This is a genomic window from Paenibacillus kribbensis, from assembly GCF_002240415.1.
Taxonomy (GTDB): domain Bacteria; phylum Bacillota; class Bacilli; order Paenibacillales; family Paenibacillaceae; genus Paenibacillus; species Paenibacillus kribbensis.
In genome coordinates, this window is sequence record NZ_CP020028.1 from 5172696 (window position 1) to 5190000 (window position 17305).

A 17305-nucleotide genomic window follows, 5' to 3' on the forward strand; every position below is an offset into this window, starting at 1 on the left:
TTGTTAAGAAAAAAACCGCTTAATCCCCAAGGGATCAAGCGGTTGGCTTGGATTAGCTAGAGCCTCGCGTGCTCTTCGCTGGTTATGAAGCCGCTCCATAGGAGCCGGGCTTGTACGTTCTTGGATCATACCATTTGTAGCCTGCTGCCGGAGCAGACCAAGGCTCAGGCTGCGGTTCTGTAGAAGCCGCAGGCTCCTCGAACGGCAGAAGCTTCGTCGGCTGGTCCAGTGTCAGACCTGCCACATCGGACAGCTTCGTGTAGTCCTGCTTCCATGCAAGCCATTGGACGGTTTGCACCAGGAAGGTCGCATCGTCCACTTCCTTGAAACCATCATACGTCTTCTTCGACTGTCCGTTTTCCTCACGCACATATTTCGGCGTGGCGTCCTCGACAGGCGAAGAATCCCCGATGAATGCCGCCTTGCCCTGCCCTACCTTGGAGATAGCGGCAAAAGGTCCTTCAGCACGGCCTCCGCCGTTATAGACACCCTGGTCTACAGCATTGCCCCATTTTTTCGTGCCTGTGGGGATATAAGCAATCCCTTTAGCCTTGGTGGGGTCAATAATAGCCAGCGTAGATCCGGCATGCATCGCAATTGAGCGTACACCCTTGGTTATACCAAAAGACTGATCTGCGGCTACAATGTCGGAAGCGTTCACGTCACCAAGCGCATTGTAACGGAAACGAACGCCAAAGTTCGTCGCCAGCCAGTCGGAGCTGGTTAATCCCTGCATTGCTGGTGATGCAGCTTCTTCTGCCGTCATGCCTTTAGCCGGGTTGGAATAGGCCCCGCGACGGTAGCCGTTCATAACCTCGGAAGAATCCCAACGGTTTTTGTTGCGGTCTGCGTTATAGTGATCAGAGATGAAGAATACGCTGCCTCCGTTCTTCACATATTGCAGCAAAGCAGCCTGCTCGGATGCCTTAAAGGCAACATTGGCTTCACCGATGATGAACACATCATATGGGCGAAGCTTGTCATACGTTATGGCCTGCTCTCCATAGGTAAAAGGAATGCTGCGATTCAATTGGTCCACCGTAAAGCCTGCCTTGCGCAGCCCGCCTGCAAAATCGGAGAAGGCGCCATCAATGACCCAATCCGCAGCTCCAGCTGTCTGTGCGTGCGTATTATCGAACAGCACCTTTTTGCCTTTTCCATCCGGCAATGTAGTACCCGGTTGACCCGGAGTGCCAGGATCAGGCTCGCCCGGTTCACCAGGGTTTCCCGGCTCGCTTCCGCTCACCAGTTCCACAGCGCTTGGGCTTTTCACTCCGCCAAAATTGTTGTAGGCGCCAAGCGTACCCGTCACGCGGATTTTGCTGCCGATCAGCTCAGGGTGGCCTGAAAGTCCAAATTGCCCTCTGTACGCTGATGTAAGCTGTACATCCAATAGATTAGACGTATTGCGTTCATTGGCTTGATCAGCAATCAATACGTTAAAATCATTCGCAAACGGGCTGGAAAAGTTAGCCGTTTTTGATCCGGTCGCGTGTCCAACGACGTAGCCCTCTACCGTCACCGTACCCCCGCTGCTTTGACGCTGGAGTGCTTCTCCCACCGTTAATGCTCCCTCGGCACTAACTTGACCGAATGAAACGAAAATTCCGATCAGCAGTGATACAATCGCTGCTAGATGCAGCATTCCTTTCAAGCGTGAACCTGTGAAGCGCAAGCCTTTTGCCATACGTTAATATCCCTCCTATTATCCATAAATGGTATTGTCCTCTATCAGATTAGCTATCAACCTTCTAATTCCTTCCTGTTTTCATCCATAATTATGTAAAATTTAATTTTTTCTACGGGGAATGCGTTAGTTTATGTGAAAATTATCCTCCGTGATTGACAGCGGACACGGCATATATTACTCTAAGAAATAGTTGTAGAACGGTATACGCGAATGAAGATGACGGGAGAGTCCGTCCAGGAAGCCTATAGCCTGGAGGCACCGAAGGAGCAAGACGCCAGCACCCGGCTGACGGATAATCTCTCAGGTCCATGTATCGTCATCTGACGCAACTCTGGAGAGAGCGCAAGCCACCCAAGGGGTAAGGCGGTAATGACACCGCACGAAACTCTCAGGTAACGAGGACAGAGATAAGGGAAACTTCCTTATCCTGTCCTTTTTTGTGCTCACATCGCGCGTCACCATTGGGAACCGTCATATACGCGCAAAGACGCGGCAATACCATATATTATGGTACAAAAACATACAGGGGGCCACACCATGCGTTTCAAAGATGTATTTTCCATTATCGGCCCGGCCATGACCGGACCTTCCAGCTCACATACCGCAGGCGCGGTGCGGCTCGCACGCGTTGCCCGGCACTGGCTCGGCGCACAGCCTGACCGTGCCCGCATGACACTGTACGGCTCTTTTGCCGATACGTACAAAGGACATGGCACAGATCTGGCGCTCATCGCAGGGCTGCTCAATTATGATACGGACGACAGCCGCATTCCCGATGCCGAGCAATGGGCAGAGCAAGCCGGAATGGCGGTGGAATTCGCCTTTAGCGGACTACCCGCTCCCCACCCTAACACAGTCCGCTTCGAGCTGTGGAAGGGCGGGGATCAGCGCACGCTGCTGGGCTCTTCCATCGGCGGTGGAAGCATCCATGTCCAACAGCTCAACGAATTCCGGGTCAATCTGACCGGAGAGCTGCCTACGCTGGTGCTTCTTCACTCGGATAAGCCCGGTACATTAGGCGCGGTGACTTCGGCGCTCGGCGCGGCTGATATTAACATTGCCTATATGCACGTGGATCGCAAAGGCCGGGATGGTGAAGCACTTACTGCCATCGAAATGGACAGTCCTGCTACGCCTGAATTAATCGCGAAGCTGCGGTCCTTACCACATATGTACGAGATTAAAATGATTCATTTGAAAAAAGGAGCTGAATCTGATGCGATTTACCCATTTGCATGAAATCAGTGCTTTATGTGCTGAGGAATCCACCACGATTGGCCGTCTGATGATTCAAGAGCAGGCACAGGAGACGAACACTCCTGAGGAAGAAATCTTCCGCCAAATGTCTGATTATTATCAAGTGATGAAGGAAGCCGTTCATCGCGGTCAGACGCAAGACACTGTATCCCGCAGCGGATTGACGGGCGGCGACGGCAAGCGTCTGGCCGAATATTTGCGGGCAGGCGAAACCTGCTCCGGCGATGCCTCAGCGCTCGCCATGGCGTATGCCCTGTCCGTATCGGAGGTTAATGCGTCTATGGGTCGCATTGTCGCCACGCCCACTGCTGGCTCATGCGGAGTCATCCCCGGTGTGTTTATCAGTGCACAGGAGCGATTCGGCTGGGATGATAAGCATATGGTGCACGGCCTGTTCGCCGCTGGAGCCATCGGCTACGTGATCGCCAACAACTCCTTCATTTCCGGCGCGGAGGGAGGCTGCCAGGCTGAGATTGGCTCAGCCATCGGAATGGCCGCCGGCGCTATGGTCGAGCTGCGCGGCGGCACGCCTGAACAGGCCCTTCACGCCGTAGGTCTCGCACTTAAGAACACGCTCGGCCTGATTTGCGACCCCGTCGCCGGACTCGTGGAGATTCCGTGCATCGTGCGCAACGGGCTGGGAGCTGTCACCGCGCTTGCCGCAGCGGACATGGCCTTGGCAGGGGTGCGCAGCGCCATCCCGTCTGACGAAGTCATTGACGTGATGCTTGAGGTCGGCAGCGCCATGCCTTCAAAGCACCGTGAGACCGCCAAAGGCGGCTTGGCCCAGACGCCAACCGGCAAGCGTTTGACCGAGTCGCTTACACGCAACGCATCGACCAAGAAGAACAAGTCGTAGTTTTCAAGGTAAAATGATTGCTCGACACTTCCATTTTACCAAAGCAAAGGGGCGTCCCACAGCCATTTTCATGGCTTTTGGGACACCCCTTTGTTCTTACTGAACGGTCACCTGTACCTTCGTCATTTTGCCTGCATATTTGACCGTGATCACGGCCTTCCCCTTGCCCTGTGCCTTAATATTGCCGTCTTTGACGGTGGCGACAATAATTCTGGACGAGGACCAGACAGCCGGTTTGGAGACATCCTTTTCCGACTCATCCTTGTACGTGGCTGTAGCTGTCACTTTAGCTAGCTGCCCAGCCTTCAAATTCAAGGCGACTTCGTCCGTTTGCAAATATTTAAGTGTATCTACATCCACAGGTACGCTGATCACCTTTCCGCCGAACTTCGCCTGAATGTTAGCTTTACCATAGCTGACCGCGGTAACCTGGCCTTTTTTAACTGTAGCTACTTTGTAATTGGATGTTTTCCATTCAGCTTGAGTTGTAACATCCTTTTCTTTGCCATCACTGGATTTAACAACAATCGCGATGGTTTTTTGATCACCGGATTTGAGTGATAACGAGACCGCATCTGCTTCAATCCTTTGTGCTACGTCCACTTCCACTGTAAACGTAATGGTTTGCTTACCATAGGAAGCTGTAACGGTTGCCTTGCCGCTGCCATTCGCTTTGATCAAGCCCTCGCTAACCTCGACCACCTTCACATTGCTGGTAGTCCAAGTGGCATCCTTGGTTACATCTGTTTTTGTACCGCCACTTTTGACGCCTGTTACCTTCAGCTGCTTCGTTTCCTGGGCACCGAGCGCAATTACACGTGAGTCGGTTTCCAACCGGTCTACCAAGCCCACTTGTACGTTGATCGTCAGTTTTTTGCCATTGTAGGTTGCTGTAATAACCGCTTTACCGGATGATTTCCCTGTAATCGTTCCTTTGGATACGGAAGCAATGTCTTCCGCACTTGAAGTCCATTCCGCATCTTGTGTCACATCTTCCTTACGCCCATCGGCATAAGTAGCGGTCAACGTTGCCGTATAGTCCTCATTAATATCAATTGTTGCTGTTTTGGAGGACAAAGCCAAATCACCAGGCACATTCACGGATACTGTCGCTGTGACTGTTTTACCGCCATAAGACGCCGTGATCGTGGCCTCACCCGTTTTATAGCCCGTTACTTCACCCTTGCTGACAAATGCAATATCCTCATTGCTGGACTTCCACTCTGCTTTGCTTGTAACATCCTCTTCCGCGCCTGTTACGTACGTAGCGGTCAGCTTGAGCTTTTTGGATTCCTTGGCATTCAGACTCAGCTTGTCCTCACTCAAATCCAGATATCTGGAAGTTTCGACGTCTGTCTTGATGGAAACGGTCTTATCACCATATTTGGCGCTCACTGTAGCTGAACCGGCTCCAATGGCCATAATCGTTCCTTTATTCACCGTCGCGATTTTCTCGTCGCTTGATGTCCAGGTAGCTTTATCTGTGATATCTGTTACCGTCCCGTCCGGGTAAACAGCAGAAACCTGAATTTTCTTGGATTCATCCAAACGGAGGAAAATATCGGATTCGCTGGCTTTCAGCTTATTCGTTTGGTCCACATCCACCGAAATGGTAGCGGTCATGGTACCATATTTACCTGTAATCGTCGCCTTGCCCGCGCTGTAGCCGGTAATAGCCCCTTTCAGCACATCTGCCACGGCTGCATTACTGGAGCTCCACTCGGCAGACTCTGTAACGTCCTGAACCGTTCCATCCGGAAACGTCGCTGTCAGCTTAACCTTCTCCGTATCCTTCAACAAAAGGGAAACCTCTGATGGACTGACATCCAAACGCTTAACCTGTTCCACCTGCACGGCAATCGTTACGGTCTGTTGACCATATACGGCCTTAATGTTGGCTGTGCCTGCTCCCTGAGCAGTAACCAATCCGTTAACTACGGTTGCTACCTTCTGATTATCCGAGGTCCAGGTAGCATCACCCGAAACCTGAGCTGTTGTATTATCACTGTAAGTCGCTGTCAGATCAATCTGCCCTGTGCCATTTGAACGCAGGCTCAGGCTTTGTGCACTGGATGTCAGTGCCTTAACCTTTTTCGTTACATGTACCTGCACCGACTGTATCTTATCTTTATAGGTCGCAACCACAGTCGCTTCCCCTTCGCCCTTGCCTGAAACTGTGCCGTTATATACTGTAGCAATAGCTGTATTATCACTTTTCCAATCCGTGCTTACGGTTACATTGGAAGTCGTCCCATCCGTATAAATAGCCGTAGCCGTCAATGCGGCCGTATCTCCCTGTTGCACAGTTACCTCGTTAGAGGAAAGGACAATCTTGGAAAGCACCAGATCAGCCGCGTGTGCAAACCCTGCATATGATGTAAAACTTGAGATCAGGATGACCAACGCCAGAAAACCAGACCACCTATTCTTCAAAATCTAATTCCCTCCCATTTCAAAACTTAAAATGAAGGATTCCGCAAAATCCTTATACCTACGTTTAATGTCGACATATGGAAAAGAATAGTTTAGGCTTTAAAGAAAATTTGGTCCTTATTAACTAGAATTGGCACTGACAAAGGTCAAACCGTTAAGTATCTTTTACAAACAGCTGTAGGCTGCTGCACGAACTCTCAAATGGTGGTATTCCTCCATATTGGGATGAAGCTGATGCATATAAACGACCGAGAACTGCTCGCTCGGATCTATAGAAACCCAAGTGCCCGCTGCTCCCGACCAGCCAAATTCTCCAATAGAGCTGTTTGCATGCCCGGCCGCTTTATCCATTAGTGTGCGTACGCCCAGTCCGTAACCATAACCTGTATGATATGAATTCGTAAAATCGGATAATTGGTCTGTATTCAGATGATTTGTGCGCATTAAATCAATCGTTTTTCTCCCCAATAGCCTCACACCGTCTACCATGCCGCCATTCGACAGCATTTGTGAAAATGTGAGGTACTCTTTGACTGTCGAATACAGACCTGCGCCTCCACTTTCATATATAGCGTCTGGCTGATGATATTCATCCAAAAAACCCTCTATTTTTTCAAGTTTCCCGGTGTCTGTCCGTTGATAAACGGAGGCCATGCGTGATGCAATATCTCCACGATAACGGTAGCCTGTATTGTTCATGCCAAGCGGATCAAATATTTCATCCTTTAGAAATTGCCCTAATGATTTACCTGAAATCACTTCAATAAGACCTGCAACAAGATCATGTCCATATCCGTATAGCCATCGTGTTCCCGGTTCAAAGGCAAGTGGAACCTCAGAAAGCGCTTTAATTTCTGTGCGCAAGTCATATTTCCCCTGCTTTTCCTTTAATGCTGTAATGACCTTCTGCATCGCTTTTCCTGTATCTGAAGACTCGGAAGCGTAAGGAAGGCCCGCACTCATATTAAATATATGCTTAATTAAAATGGGGTTTTCCGCCTTATCCACATAGGTGTATCCGTTGGGTGCGGTTTTGAATACATCCGCATCACGATATTCGGGTAAATATTCATATAAAGGCTCATTCAACAAAAATTGCCCACGTTCGTACAGCATAAGTGCAGCCGCACATACAACAACCTTTGTCATGGAAAACAAGCGATACACTGTATCCTCAGTGATTGGTTTTCGAGCCTTCAGATCAGCATATCCGTGATACCCTTCATACAACACTTGACCATTTTGTGCAATGGCACAGCCACACCCTGCCGGCCCATTCGCTACAAATTGTTGTAATAGCTGGTCTACCTTGTCAAAACGAGACATATTCATTCCTCCTGTTCTTCCTTCAAAAGAAACAAGCTTTCCCTCGCGCTCCAATCTCCTGTACCAACAAGCTCAACCTGTTTCCTTTTTACATTAACAGCTCTGCCACCGTTTCTCTCCAGCGATTTAGCACCGCTTCCGGCTCCTTGAGCCGGACCGTAACACCTGTCACAATATCTGCATATTGGGCCGAATCTTCTCGGGCTTTGAATACCTGTGCCGCAAATCGCTCACGTACATGCTTGGCTCCGGGCAGCATCGGCAGATGCTGCAATGACAGTCGTACATAATGCGCCTTTCCGCCGATGAATACCGCAAGCGTTGCCTTCCCGGTACGGATCATGTTGCCCGTCGTGGTCGTCCCCGGCCATAGTGCCAGCCGCAAATTCCCTTCGTCCAGCGCAACAATCTCACCTACACTAATCATTGCAATGTGCGGCCACTGATCCTCCGTGATCGTCAGCAGCATCATCGCTTCATGCTGCTTGTTCTCCAGTGTCTTGCCGTCCAGCAGCATGAACAGCTCCTTGCCGATCCTTGGTATCTGCATTAAGTATAACCCCCTTTACATTCGGCCCATATACTCAAAATACCACAATTTACATCCAGTTACGAACGATCCTGTCTCCGTTCTGCAATCAGGGGTACGTGGATCGCATTCGGAATATCCCGGGGATCGACTTTGAACGCTGATTTATACTTTGCCGGATCGGTAATGCTATCTGGTTCCGAGGTTCGCCATGTGAACATACATACAGGACACAACAAAACCTCCCAGGCACCTTCAACCGGTGATTTGGAAACAACTTCTGAACGATTGGACTCACAACGGGGACAAATATGCATCTGTCAGCACTCCTTTAATTTTTCTTTATTTTCAAACATATTCAACGAAGCATTTGGCTCAGCTTTTTCTCCCAATCTGCTACACCCAGCGGAGAATCAAGCGGCTGCGAGTAATGACCTCTAATATCCGGTGCTACAGGTGTCGTCGCATCCAGTATCATTTTGTGCGTCATACCTGCCGGATCGGAACCGGGGTCAAGCGGCAAAACAGACAAGCCTGGGACTATGACAGCATCATGCTTCGGATGCAGCTTGGTAGATAAAGCCCACATGACCTGTGGCAGATTGAACGGATCGACATCCTCATCCACCACAATGACCAGCTTGCAATATCCCAATCCATGCGGAGTCGTTAACGCACGCATCCCCACAGCCTTCGCAAAGCCTCCATACCGGGTCTTCGTAGAAATAATAGCGACCAGCCCATGCGTATACATGGCATTAACGGCTACGATTTCATTAGGAAATGCGTCCTTGAGCTGTTGGAACAACGGTACACTTGTATTTACACCAATCATATAGTCCGTTTCCGTCCAAGGCATTCCGATGTACAAATGCTCAAAGATGGGCTGCTTACGATGATATACACGATTAATCTGAATGACTGGCATCGCGCGACCACCGGAATAGTGGCCTGTGAATTCACCGAATGGACCTTCATACTCCCGTACGCCCGCTAACACTTCACCTTCCAGAATGACCTCGGCTCCCCAAGGCAGATCCAAGTCCGCATCCTTGGCTTTAACCACACGGTAAGGCTCACCCTGAATGGCACCTGCCATCTCATATTCGGATTGATCGTATAGCAGCGGTGTAGAAGCAGCCGTCGTAATAACAGGCTCACATCCCAGGGCAATCGCTACCTTCAAATTTTCCCCGCGTTCCTCAGCTTGACGGATATGGATCGCTATATCATGCTGAGGTACAGGCTGAATGCCCAAGCGGTTTTTACCTTTCACCTGCATCCGGTATAAACCGACATTTTGCTTGCCATACGTATCCGGGTCATCCAGATCGCGCGAGATCAGAATAGCTTTATCCAGATAAAATCCCCCGTCTCCCTGGTTCAAACGAAACAGCGGCAAAATATCAAATAAATTAATATCTTCTGTAATCTCCACTTCATGAAAAGGAGCCGTTTCTTCCCGCTGCACAGGTACCGGAAATTGTTCATAGCGTCTGGCAAATTCAAAAAACTGCTCTTTGAGCGGAGTGTTCTTTGGCATTCCCATCATAAGAGCATGATTGGGCCAAGAGCCCATCACATTCATTGCAATACGAGCATCCGTATAGCCATAAATATTGTTGAAGAATAAAGCCGGTGTCTTATCTCCAAGGTTGTTTAATGCTCTGTTTGCTGCTGCAATATCCGGCTCCGGCTTTACTTCATCGCTAATCGTGAGCAATTGTCCCTCTTTCTCCAGAGTATGCAAAAAATCACGAAAATCTTTATAGGCCATCATTCATTCTCCTTTGTTTTTCAATTTTGGTGTAGTGCGGATTCAGTCTGCTTCATTCCATCCCAGCGTTTGGCTGCGGTTGTAACGATGTCGAACTGATCCAATGCGCGAAATACAATATGATCCACCATTTCTTCAATCGTTGCAGGATGGTTATAAAAGGCAGGCATCGGCGGCAGGATCGTCACGCCCATGCGTGACAGTTCCAGCATATTTTCCAGGTGGATACTGCTTAATGGTGTTTCTCTTGTCATAAGCAGCAGCTTCCTTCGTTCCTTCAACATCACATCTGCTGCTCGGGTGAGCAGGTTGTCTGCCATTCCAATGCGAATGGAGGCGAGCGTCTTCATGCTGCAAGGAGCAACAATCATACCGTCTATTCGGAAGGAGCCGCTAGAAATACGTGCAGCCTGATCCTTGTACGAGTAAACCACATCTGCCATCGCCTCCACTTCCTTTACCGTGTAGCCTGTCTCATAGGGAATATTCGCACTAGCCCATGGAGATAACACAAGGTGGCTCTGGGCTCCAGCCTCTCGTAAATGCTTCAGCATACGGATACCGAAGATCGACCCCGTCGCTCCTGATATTCCTACAATGATTTTCTTCATGTGTCCCCTCCTACACTCCATGATCTCTGTTCTCTGGCAACGCTCTGCTTTTAGAAATTATATCCAATTCATCTCTGTAAAAAATTATACGCCTCTTATGTACACACGAAAAATATATATAATATATGTAATGCATACTTTAAAAGTATTCATGCTGAAGTTGTTCAGAAATGGGAGGTAGCCTAAATGGATATAAAGCATCTGCACTACTTTTGCGTCATTGTCGAAGAAGGACAAATCACAAAGGCTGCCCGAAGGCTTAACATGGCTCAGCCTCCATTAAGTCAGCAACTCAAAAATATGGAGGATGAGCTCGGTGTAAAGCTGATTTACCGTGAAGGAAAGAAATGGGAGGTAACTGAGGCCGGATACGCACTATACACCCGCGCCAAGCGATTATTGACCGAGATGGAAGACACCTGTAGAGAAATTGGTGAATTTGAATGCAATGTCACCGGTACTCTGTCCATAGGTACTTCATCGGTCTGTATGTCTCTGATTACCGGGCCTCTCAGTCGCTTTCATCAGGATTACCCGGGGGTGTACATCAAAATAGGGCATGGGGACACGCATCACCTGGAAGAACTGCTGCATCAAAATAAAGTTGATTTGGCCCTGCTCCTACTTCCGGTAGATGACAAGTCGTACCATACACTAGAATTAGAGGAGGCTCCTTTTGTCGTGGTACTTCCGTGTGAATGGGCTGATCGTCATCCGAGTGGTGAAATCACGTTACAGGAAGCCGCCAACTATGACCTCCTGTTGGCACGCCGAACGGAAGGGCTTGGGGTATACGAGACTGTGATTCGCAAATTTCAGGAGCAGCATCTTATCCCCCGTGTAGTACTGGATTGTCCTGAAATATCGACCATTCTCTCACTTGTATCAACAGGCATGGGCATTACAATCATTCCGGACACTGGCTTGGGACGAGAGTACGGCGACAGATTTCGTACACTAGCTATTAAGGAGCCCTTCCCTTTTACCCGACCAGCCGTCGTCTGGCGCAAAGATCGTTATTTGTCCAATGCAGCTCGCAAATTAGTTGAGTACCTACAAGCTGGAGCTGGGGACACAAAAAAAGACTGCTCCAGAGTAGAAACTCCACTCACAGAACAGTCATATATTACATAGACACTCACTATTCAGATCAGATTGTATATCCTGTCCTACTTGACTCCCTGGTGTCGATACTCTGTCGGAGTCATTCCACATTTGCGCCGGAATACTTGTGTAAAATGCCGCATATCCTGGTAGCCGATCCGCTCTGAAATATCAGCCAGCCGCAGATGGGGATCACCGAGCAGCCGTTTCGCCTCCTCCATCCGTAAACAAATGACATAATCCTTATAGCCTTGTCCCGTTTTTTGTTTGAACAACTGGCTGAAATAGACCGGGTTCAAAAAGACGACCGAAGCTACCTTTTCTAACGACAGCTCCTCCGTAAAATGAGCCTGAATGTATTGCAATGCCACATCCACCGTATGCATACCTTTACGAAGACATTCACCAGTGTCCGTCGCTGCGGCTGCAATCTCCTCTGTCGTCCGTCTTAGCCTTGCTACCTCTTCAGGTATGGCTGCAAAATTATGATGAACGCCTGAGCGCGTAATTTGCAGGGGCACCTTCACATAACGTTTCAAATGAGATTCGAGCAGCGTCTCCAGCCGTGCGGCCTCTGCTTCATCCTGTAGGCGTGCAATGCCCAGCAGGCTGTGACGTTCGAGACTGACGACAAAGCCGTTGCCTCCCGCCTCAATGAGCTCGGACAGTACATTTTCAATCATAAAATGTTCCAAATGCGTCTGCTTATGATCAGGTTCCATGCGAACCATAAAGAGATGAAACTCCGGATAATTTTCGATAAAGGGCTGTATATCCAGTTTTCCCGTGTCCAGTCCAAGTGCATAGCGTTGAAAAACAGCCTCACGCAAATAGACCATATTGCATTTGAGAAGCCTGCCCTCATTGGCCTGCTGCGAAGCGACAAGCGCTTCGGCAGCCAGCACATTAATACATTCCAGCAGCTTCCTTTTGCCAATTGGCTTTAACAGATAATCCTTGGCACCCAGCTTCACTGCTCTTTGCGCGTATTGGAAGTCGGAATGGGCCGAGATGACAACCCACTGTAGATGAGGATGCTTTCGCTTGGAAATGCGCATGAATTCCAGACCATCCATGCCTGGCATCAGGATATCGGTCAATACAATATCGACGGGATGCTCCGCCAGGATGCCTGCAGCTTCCTCAGTGGAAGCTGCGAGATGAATGACACAGGTTGGCAGAGCCTGGCTAATCGTACGCCGAACCCCCTGCCGAATCATACTTTCATCATCAGCTATCAGAATATTCATTATTTTTCCTCCTTCTGTGTCAAAGGCACACTTACAGTGACTGTCGTTCCAGCCTCAGGTGTATTGGAGATCCGCAGACCGTATTCCTCTCCAAACATGTGCCGTAGTTTTAAATATAAGTTTTGCAAGCGATGCCTCCCGCCTGCTCGTTGCCCGTCTGATTGCCGGGTTCTGCCAATGCTATCTGGACCACCTTCCATCGCTCGTATTCCATCCCTGCAACGTTGTCGATGATGTGCAGGCTTAATGCTCTGTCAAGCCCCTCCCCTCAAACGAGCTGCTTGCCACCTGTATCCGCAATCTGCGGCCCCAGCCCTTGCTTCGCTGCATTTTCAATCAACGGCTGCAAGGTTATCTTTGACAAACGGATATCCAGCCACCGCTCATCCATACTGATACCTACAGATACCCTGCCCTGCAGCCGGGCCTGAATAATGGTAAGACAATGACCAATCTGCTCCAGTTCTCACGAGGGCTTACATCGGCCCCCTCTTTCCAGCCAACATCCAATAAATCATATCCGACGTATCCTACAGAAAATGTGGATTAACCTGCATCTGTAGCCCATGGCAGCTCTGCATTTTTCTCACTGACTGATGTGATACGAAACAATTCGATCAGTTCTGCAATTTGTCTTACAATATGGTTAAAGGAAGTGGCTAACTGTGTGATTACTTCATATGACTCGCTGTTTACTGTATGACGGAAATTTCCCGTCTCCCCGCTTCATTTCCCGAATGACGCGTTTGAACGTAGGTGAAATTCCTCTGAAGACGATAGATGGAATTAACGCGGACACAATAATGAATATAGGTGCTAAATAAGCAAATACCTTTGATTTCGCACCATCTCCACGTTCAAATCCTCGCTGAAGGCCACAATAAGACCGACCAATCTGCAAACAATAATTTGGAAGCGATTACAACTCTCTTCTTACCCCAATCTGCAAATGACATCATCCTCCGGTACCTGCTGCTACTACCGATCGGCCTGTGTTCATCCAGATTATAGAGCTGTCGTTCATACGCAATACAGGTCTGGGTTTCCACCTGATCAATGACAGAATGAAGATTCACACCCAGCCATGCGATTTTGCCCACTGACTTTCGAATCTTCTTATACCATTCCGTGTGTGTAATAAGTAATCAATGACATTCATATGGTTGCCGTAGTTGTATACCTTGCCTGAGTCCGTGATAACATGAATGCCGATCAGGTCCTCCCGCGAATAATAGATAGCTCCCAACATATTCGTAATCATGCGTTCGTTGATGTAGTTAACAGCAGGCAAGCTACTCGAACAGCCCCGCTATCTGGGAAATATTTTTACGTGCCAGTTCACTGGCCTCACCATGGAACTGCACCGTAGTACAGCTGTAAAACAACAGGCTCACCGCCAGTACAATGCCGGACATGCTCAACAGGAAAAGAACAAACAAACGGTATTGAATGGATTGAAAACGGCGCAGCATTCCTCTGTGCGCTCTCTCGCCTTGGCCGACTATCCTTTAACTGCTCCCGCTACCATGCTCTTGGTAAACTTTTTGGACAAGACAAAACAAATAATAATGACTGGTAAAGCTCCCATGACCAAGAAAGCGCCAACATTATCGTAATTCACAGAACACGGGCTAACCAATGTATAGAGCTTTTCGAATGAGATAAAGGTAGAAGCCATAATGCATTCATTCCAGATATTAATGAAAGTTAATATACACACCGTCATGATGAGTGGAATCGAGATAGGTAAGATTACACTGCGGAAAATGCGATAAATGCTTTCTCCGTCAATGTGAGCGGATTCTTCAATTTCGTGGGGAACAGACCGCGTAAAGCCAGATAGGATGAAGACCGCAATCGGTGTCTGGAAAGCGATATGGGTAAAATCAGCGAGAAATACGTATTCAGAACATGGGCATTTTTAAACATCACCATCAACGGCAGCAGTGTAGCCTGCAACGGAATCATCATCCTGGTCAAAAACATGGTCAGTACAGCAGCTCCGAAGCGCTAGCGAAAACGTATAATCGCATAAGCAGTCATTGAGCTTAATACAATGACGAACCTCATCGTAGCCCCGGTCACCAGCATACTGTTTCCTAAATAACGCAGGTAGTTCCCTAATTGATAGGCTTCCTGATAGTTGTCCTACTGGGCACTTCAGGGAGTGCAAAGAAGCTTGCGCTCCATATTTCTTCATTCGTCTTCAACGAGTAGACTAGTAGCCAGAAGAGCGGATACAGCTGCGTAATCATTAATATGGCCAATAGGGAAAAAACCACCGTTTTCTTTCATGACGTTCAACAGCCCCTTCTCCTTTAGCTTACCTTATTTTCGATCCGTTTGGAAACAAAATTTATCACAATTGTAAATGAAAAGCAAATGATTTCGAGAATCGAAGCCAACGCACTGCCGTATCCGTCGCATGAGCCGGACTTCCACCCGTCATCACCCAGATCAAATTGAAGGATTGCAGAGAACCGATAAAAGCTAATACCATGATATTCTAATTATCGGCAAAATGAGTAAAAATGTGATATATCGGCCTAATTAATTATTTTATATGAAGGAAGGCTCGAGTCAGGATTAATGTTCTGGAAGGCATCGGTACACCCTTTGTTGAGGTGTCTCCTCCCTGGTTACCTGAACTCTCCGGACTTGCGCTCCGTCCATGAATACAGACTGTCAGTGTCAATGGCAAGGCGCTCCCATCACAATAGCAAGCGCTTACTTTTTTTGTTCGCCCATAATCTGTCTCATCCTCTTGTTGAAGCATTACTTAATTGTCTCCTCATTCGCGGGCACTCAATACACACTTTTTTTATCATGATGTGACCCATATAAAAGGCGTGAACAATGTGTGAACCTAAGGCGAAGAGGCTGTTTCCTAAGTCCTTATTTACGTGCTTTAAAATTTATTTATACATAACTTGCAATTTATCTTGAACACAGGCATAATATGTTTAAGCTCATTATCTTGATAATGATTATCATTATTAAATGATAAATACACATAGACTTCAAAGGAGGCAGGACCGTAGTGAAAGAAATTTTCAGCAAAACCTCCCTGCATATTGACGATTATTTGGATCTTCTTAATCTTGCCGTACAAGTCGGAGATAAAAAATGGCAAAAAGAAATTACACGTAAACTTCAAGCCTTAAGTGTTCTCCAGACAGAACAAGTTGAAATAGATTAAGTGTCTCTCGGATAGTGCCGTATTGTCGTTCTAGGGAAACCTGCAAGACACCACTTTACAAAGGACAACCAGGATGCTGTAAAGCTCTTAATCGGGAACACGATAAACTTGTGTATGAACGATAAATAAATCGGTCAAAATAAAAAAAGCACAACCCGTTAAGGGTGTGCTTTTTTATTGTGCTTGGCAACGTCCTACTCTCCCAGGACCCTGCGGTCCAAGTACCATCGGCGCTGGAGGGCTTAACGGTCGTGTTCGGGATGGGTACGTGTGGAACCCCTCCGCTATCGCCACCAAACATGAATTTGCTTCGCAAATTCTTCTGTATTGAAACTCGGTTCATCACAGTCGTGTGAATGAATTTCAATGCGTTTTTCGTATGCACTTGTACATACCTTCAAGGTATTACACCCTGAAAACTGGATCCGAAACTCCATTGCGTCCTATCTTTAGGATAAGCCCTCGACCGATTAGTATTGGTCAGCTCCATGCATTACTGCACTTCCACCCCCAACCTATCTACCTCGTCGTCTTCAAGGGGTCTTACTAATTGGGAAATCTCATCTTGAGGGGGGCTTCACGCTTAGATGCTTTCAGCGCTTATCCCTTCCGTACATAGCTACCCAGCTGTGCTTCTGGCGAAACAACTGGTACACCAGCGGTACGTCCATCCCGGTCCTCTCGTACTAAGGACAGCTCCTCTCAAATTTCCTACGCCCACGACAGATAGGGACCGAACTGTCTCACGACGTTCTGAACCCAGCTCGCGTACCGCTTTAATGGGCGAACAGCCCAACCCTTGGGACCTACTTCAGCCCCAGGATGCGATGAGCCGACATCGAGGTGCCAAACCTCCCCGTCGATGTGGACTCTTGGGGGAGATAAGCCTGTTATCCCCAGGGTAGCTTTTATCCGTTGAGCGATGGCCCTTCCATGCGGTACCACCGGATCACTAAGCCCGACTTTCGTCCCTGCTCGACTTGTAGGTCTCGCAGTCAAGCTCCCTTCTGCCTTTGCACTCTTCGAATGATTTCCAACCATTCTGAGGGAACCTTGGGGCGCCTCCGTTACTCTTTAGGAGGCGACCGCCCCAGTCAAACTGCCCACCTGACACTGTCCTCGTACCGGCTTACGGTACCAAGTTAGAACCTAGATACGATCAGGGTGGTATCCCAAGGATGCCTCCCCTCAAGCTGGCGCTCAAGGCTCAACGGCTCCCACCTATCCTGTACAGATCGTACCCAAATTCAATATCAAGCTGCAGTAAAGC

At 48.4% G+C, this 17305-nt stretch carries 12 protein-coding genes, 2 rRNA genes, 3 pseudogenes and 1 riboswitch (1 of these 18 running past the window's edge); of the genes and pseudogenes, 4 read left to right on the top strand and 13 right to left on the bottom strand.

Features of this window, described 5'->3' with window-relative positions; all coding sequences use genetic code 11:
- Positions 1-82: 82 nt before the first annotated feature.
- Entirely contained in the window at positions 83-1687 is a 1605-nt protein-coding gene (locus B4V02_RS26855; RefSeq protein ID WP_094156575.1) for a DUF6359 domain-containing protein, read from the bottom strand.
- A 213-nt stretch (positions 1688-1900) separates the two neighbouring features.
- A riboswitch (glycine riboswitch) is annotated at positions 1901-2016 on the top strand.
- A gap of 211 nt (positions 2017-2227) precedes the next feature.
- Between B4V02_RS26855 and sdaAB the strand changes: the two genes are divergently transcribed.
- Positions 2228-2929, top strand: a complete 702-nt coding sequence (gene sdaAB, locus B4V02_RS23040) for an L-serine ammonia-lyase, iron-sulfur-dependent subunit beta (protein WP_094156576.1) — start codon at positions 2228-2230, stop codon at positions 2927-2929.
- The gene (sdaAA, locus tag B4V02_RS23045; RefSeq protein ID WP_007428432.1) at positions 2907-3806 is read left to right on the top strand and encodes an L-serine ammonia-lyase, iron-sulfur-dependent, subunit alpha; all 900 of its coding nucleotides are present in this window, start codon (positions 2907-2909) and stop codon (positions 3804-3806) included. Before sdaAB ends, sdaAA begins: the two co-directional genes overlap by 23 nt.
- Before the next feature lie 96 nt (positions 3807-3902).
- On the opposite strand, the gene B4V02_RS23050 is transcribed toward sdaAA, so the two are convergent.
- The 6 genes from B4V02_RS23050 to B4V02_RS23075 form a co-directional block, all read right to left on the bottom strand.
- Complete coding sequence (locus B4V02_RS23050) at positions 3903-6239, bottom strand: Ig-like domain-containing protein (RefSeq protein ID WP_094156577.1); 2337 nt, start codon at positions 6237-6239, stop codon at positions 3903-3905.
- A 165-nt stretch (positions 6240-6404) separates the two neighbouring features.
- Entirely contained in the window at positions 6405-7565 is a 1161-nt protein-coding gene (locus B4V02_RS23055; protein WP_094156578.1) for a serine hydrolase domain-containing protein, read from the bottom strand.
- An 88-nt stretch (positions 7566-7653) separates the two neighbouring features.
- Positions 7654-8115 carry a hypothetical protein gene (locus B4V02_RS23060; RefSeq protein WP_094156579.1) on the bottom strand — a complete coding sequence of 154 codons (462 nt, stop codon included), beginning with the start codon at positions 8113-8115 and terminating at the stop codon, positions 7654-7656.
- Between the two features lie 59 nt (positions 8116-8174).
- A complete protein-coding gene (locus B4V02_RS23065) occupies positions 8175-8411 on the bottom strand; it encodes a non-oxidative hydroxyarylic acid decarboxylases subunit D (protein ID WP_007428428.1) in 237 nt (78 codons plus the stop codon).
- A 41-nt stretch (positions 8412-8452) separates the two neighbouring features.
- Entirely contained in the window at positions 8453-9871 is a 1419-nt protein-coding gene (locus B4V02_RS23070) for a non-oxidative hydroxyarylic acid decarboxylases subunit C (RefSeq protein ID WP_094156580.1), read from the bottom strand.
- Between the two features lie 20 nt (positions 9872-9891).
- Positions 9892-10482, bottom strand: coding sequence for a UbiX family flavin prenyltransferase (locus B4V02_RS23075; protein WP_094156581.1), 591 nt, complete (start codon positions 10480-10482; stop codon positions 9892-9894).
- Between the two features lie 186 nt (positions 10483-10668).
- Between B4V02_RS23075 and B4V02_RS23080 the strand changes: the two genes are divergently transcribed.
- Positions 10669-11616 (top strand): LysR family transcriptional regulator, encoded by a 948-nt coding sequence (locus tag B4V02_RS23080; protein ID WP_094156582.1) that lies wholly within the window; start codon positions 10669-10671, stop codon positions 11614-11616.
- A gap of 35 nt (positions 11617-11651) precedes the next feature.
- On the opposite strand, the gene B4V02_RS23085 is transcribed toward B4V02_RS23080, so the two are convergent.
- The 4 genes and pseudogenes from B4V02_RS23085 to B4V02_RS26870 all read right to left on the bottom strand — a co-directional run.
- Entirely contained in the window at positions 11652-12836 is a 1185-nt protein-coding gene (locus B4V02_RS23085) for a response regulator (RefSeq protein ID WP_094156583.1), read from the bottom strand.
- Positions 12817-14308 (bottom strand): annotated as a pseudogene (locus tag B4V02_RS27260) (sensor histidine kinase). Before B4V02_RS27260 ends, B4V02_RS23085 begins: the two are co-directional and overlap by 20 nt.
- Before the next feature lie 29 nt (positions 14309-14337).
- Positions 14338-15079: pseudogene (locus tag B4V02_RS23095) on the bottom strand (carbohydrate ABC transporter permease).
- Between the two features lie 75 nt (positions 15080-15154).
- Positions 15155-15380, bottom strand: a pseudogene (locus B4V02_RS26870) (carbohydrate ABC transporter permease); the annotation flags it as partial.
- Between the two features lie 496 nt (positions 15381-15876).
- Here B4V02_RS26870 and B4V02_RS26215 point away from each other — a divergent pair.
- Positions 15877-16035 carry a hypothetical protein gene (locus B4V02_RS26215; protein ID WP_167383779.1) on the top strand — a complete coding sequence of 53 codons (159 nt, stop codon included), beginning with the start codon at positions 15877-15879 and terminating at the stop codon, positions 16033-16035.
- A 181-nt stretch (positions 16036-16216) separates the two neighbouring features.
- On the opposite strand, the gene rrf is transcribed toward B4V02_RS26215, so the two are convergent.
- Together rrf and B4V02_RS23110 are read right to left on the bottom strand one after the other, a co-directional pair.
- A 5S ribosomal RNA gene (rrf, locus tag B4V02_RS23105) occupies positions 16217-16333 on the bottom strand.
- Between the two features lie 152 nt (positions 16334-16485).
- A 23S ribosomal RNA gene (locus B4V02_RS23110) occupies positions 16486-17305 on the bottom strand (it continues 2106 nt past the right edge of the window).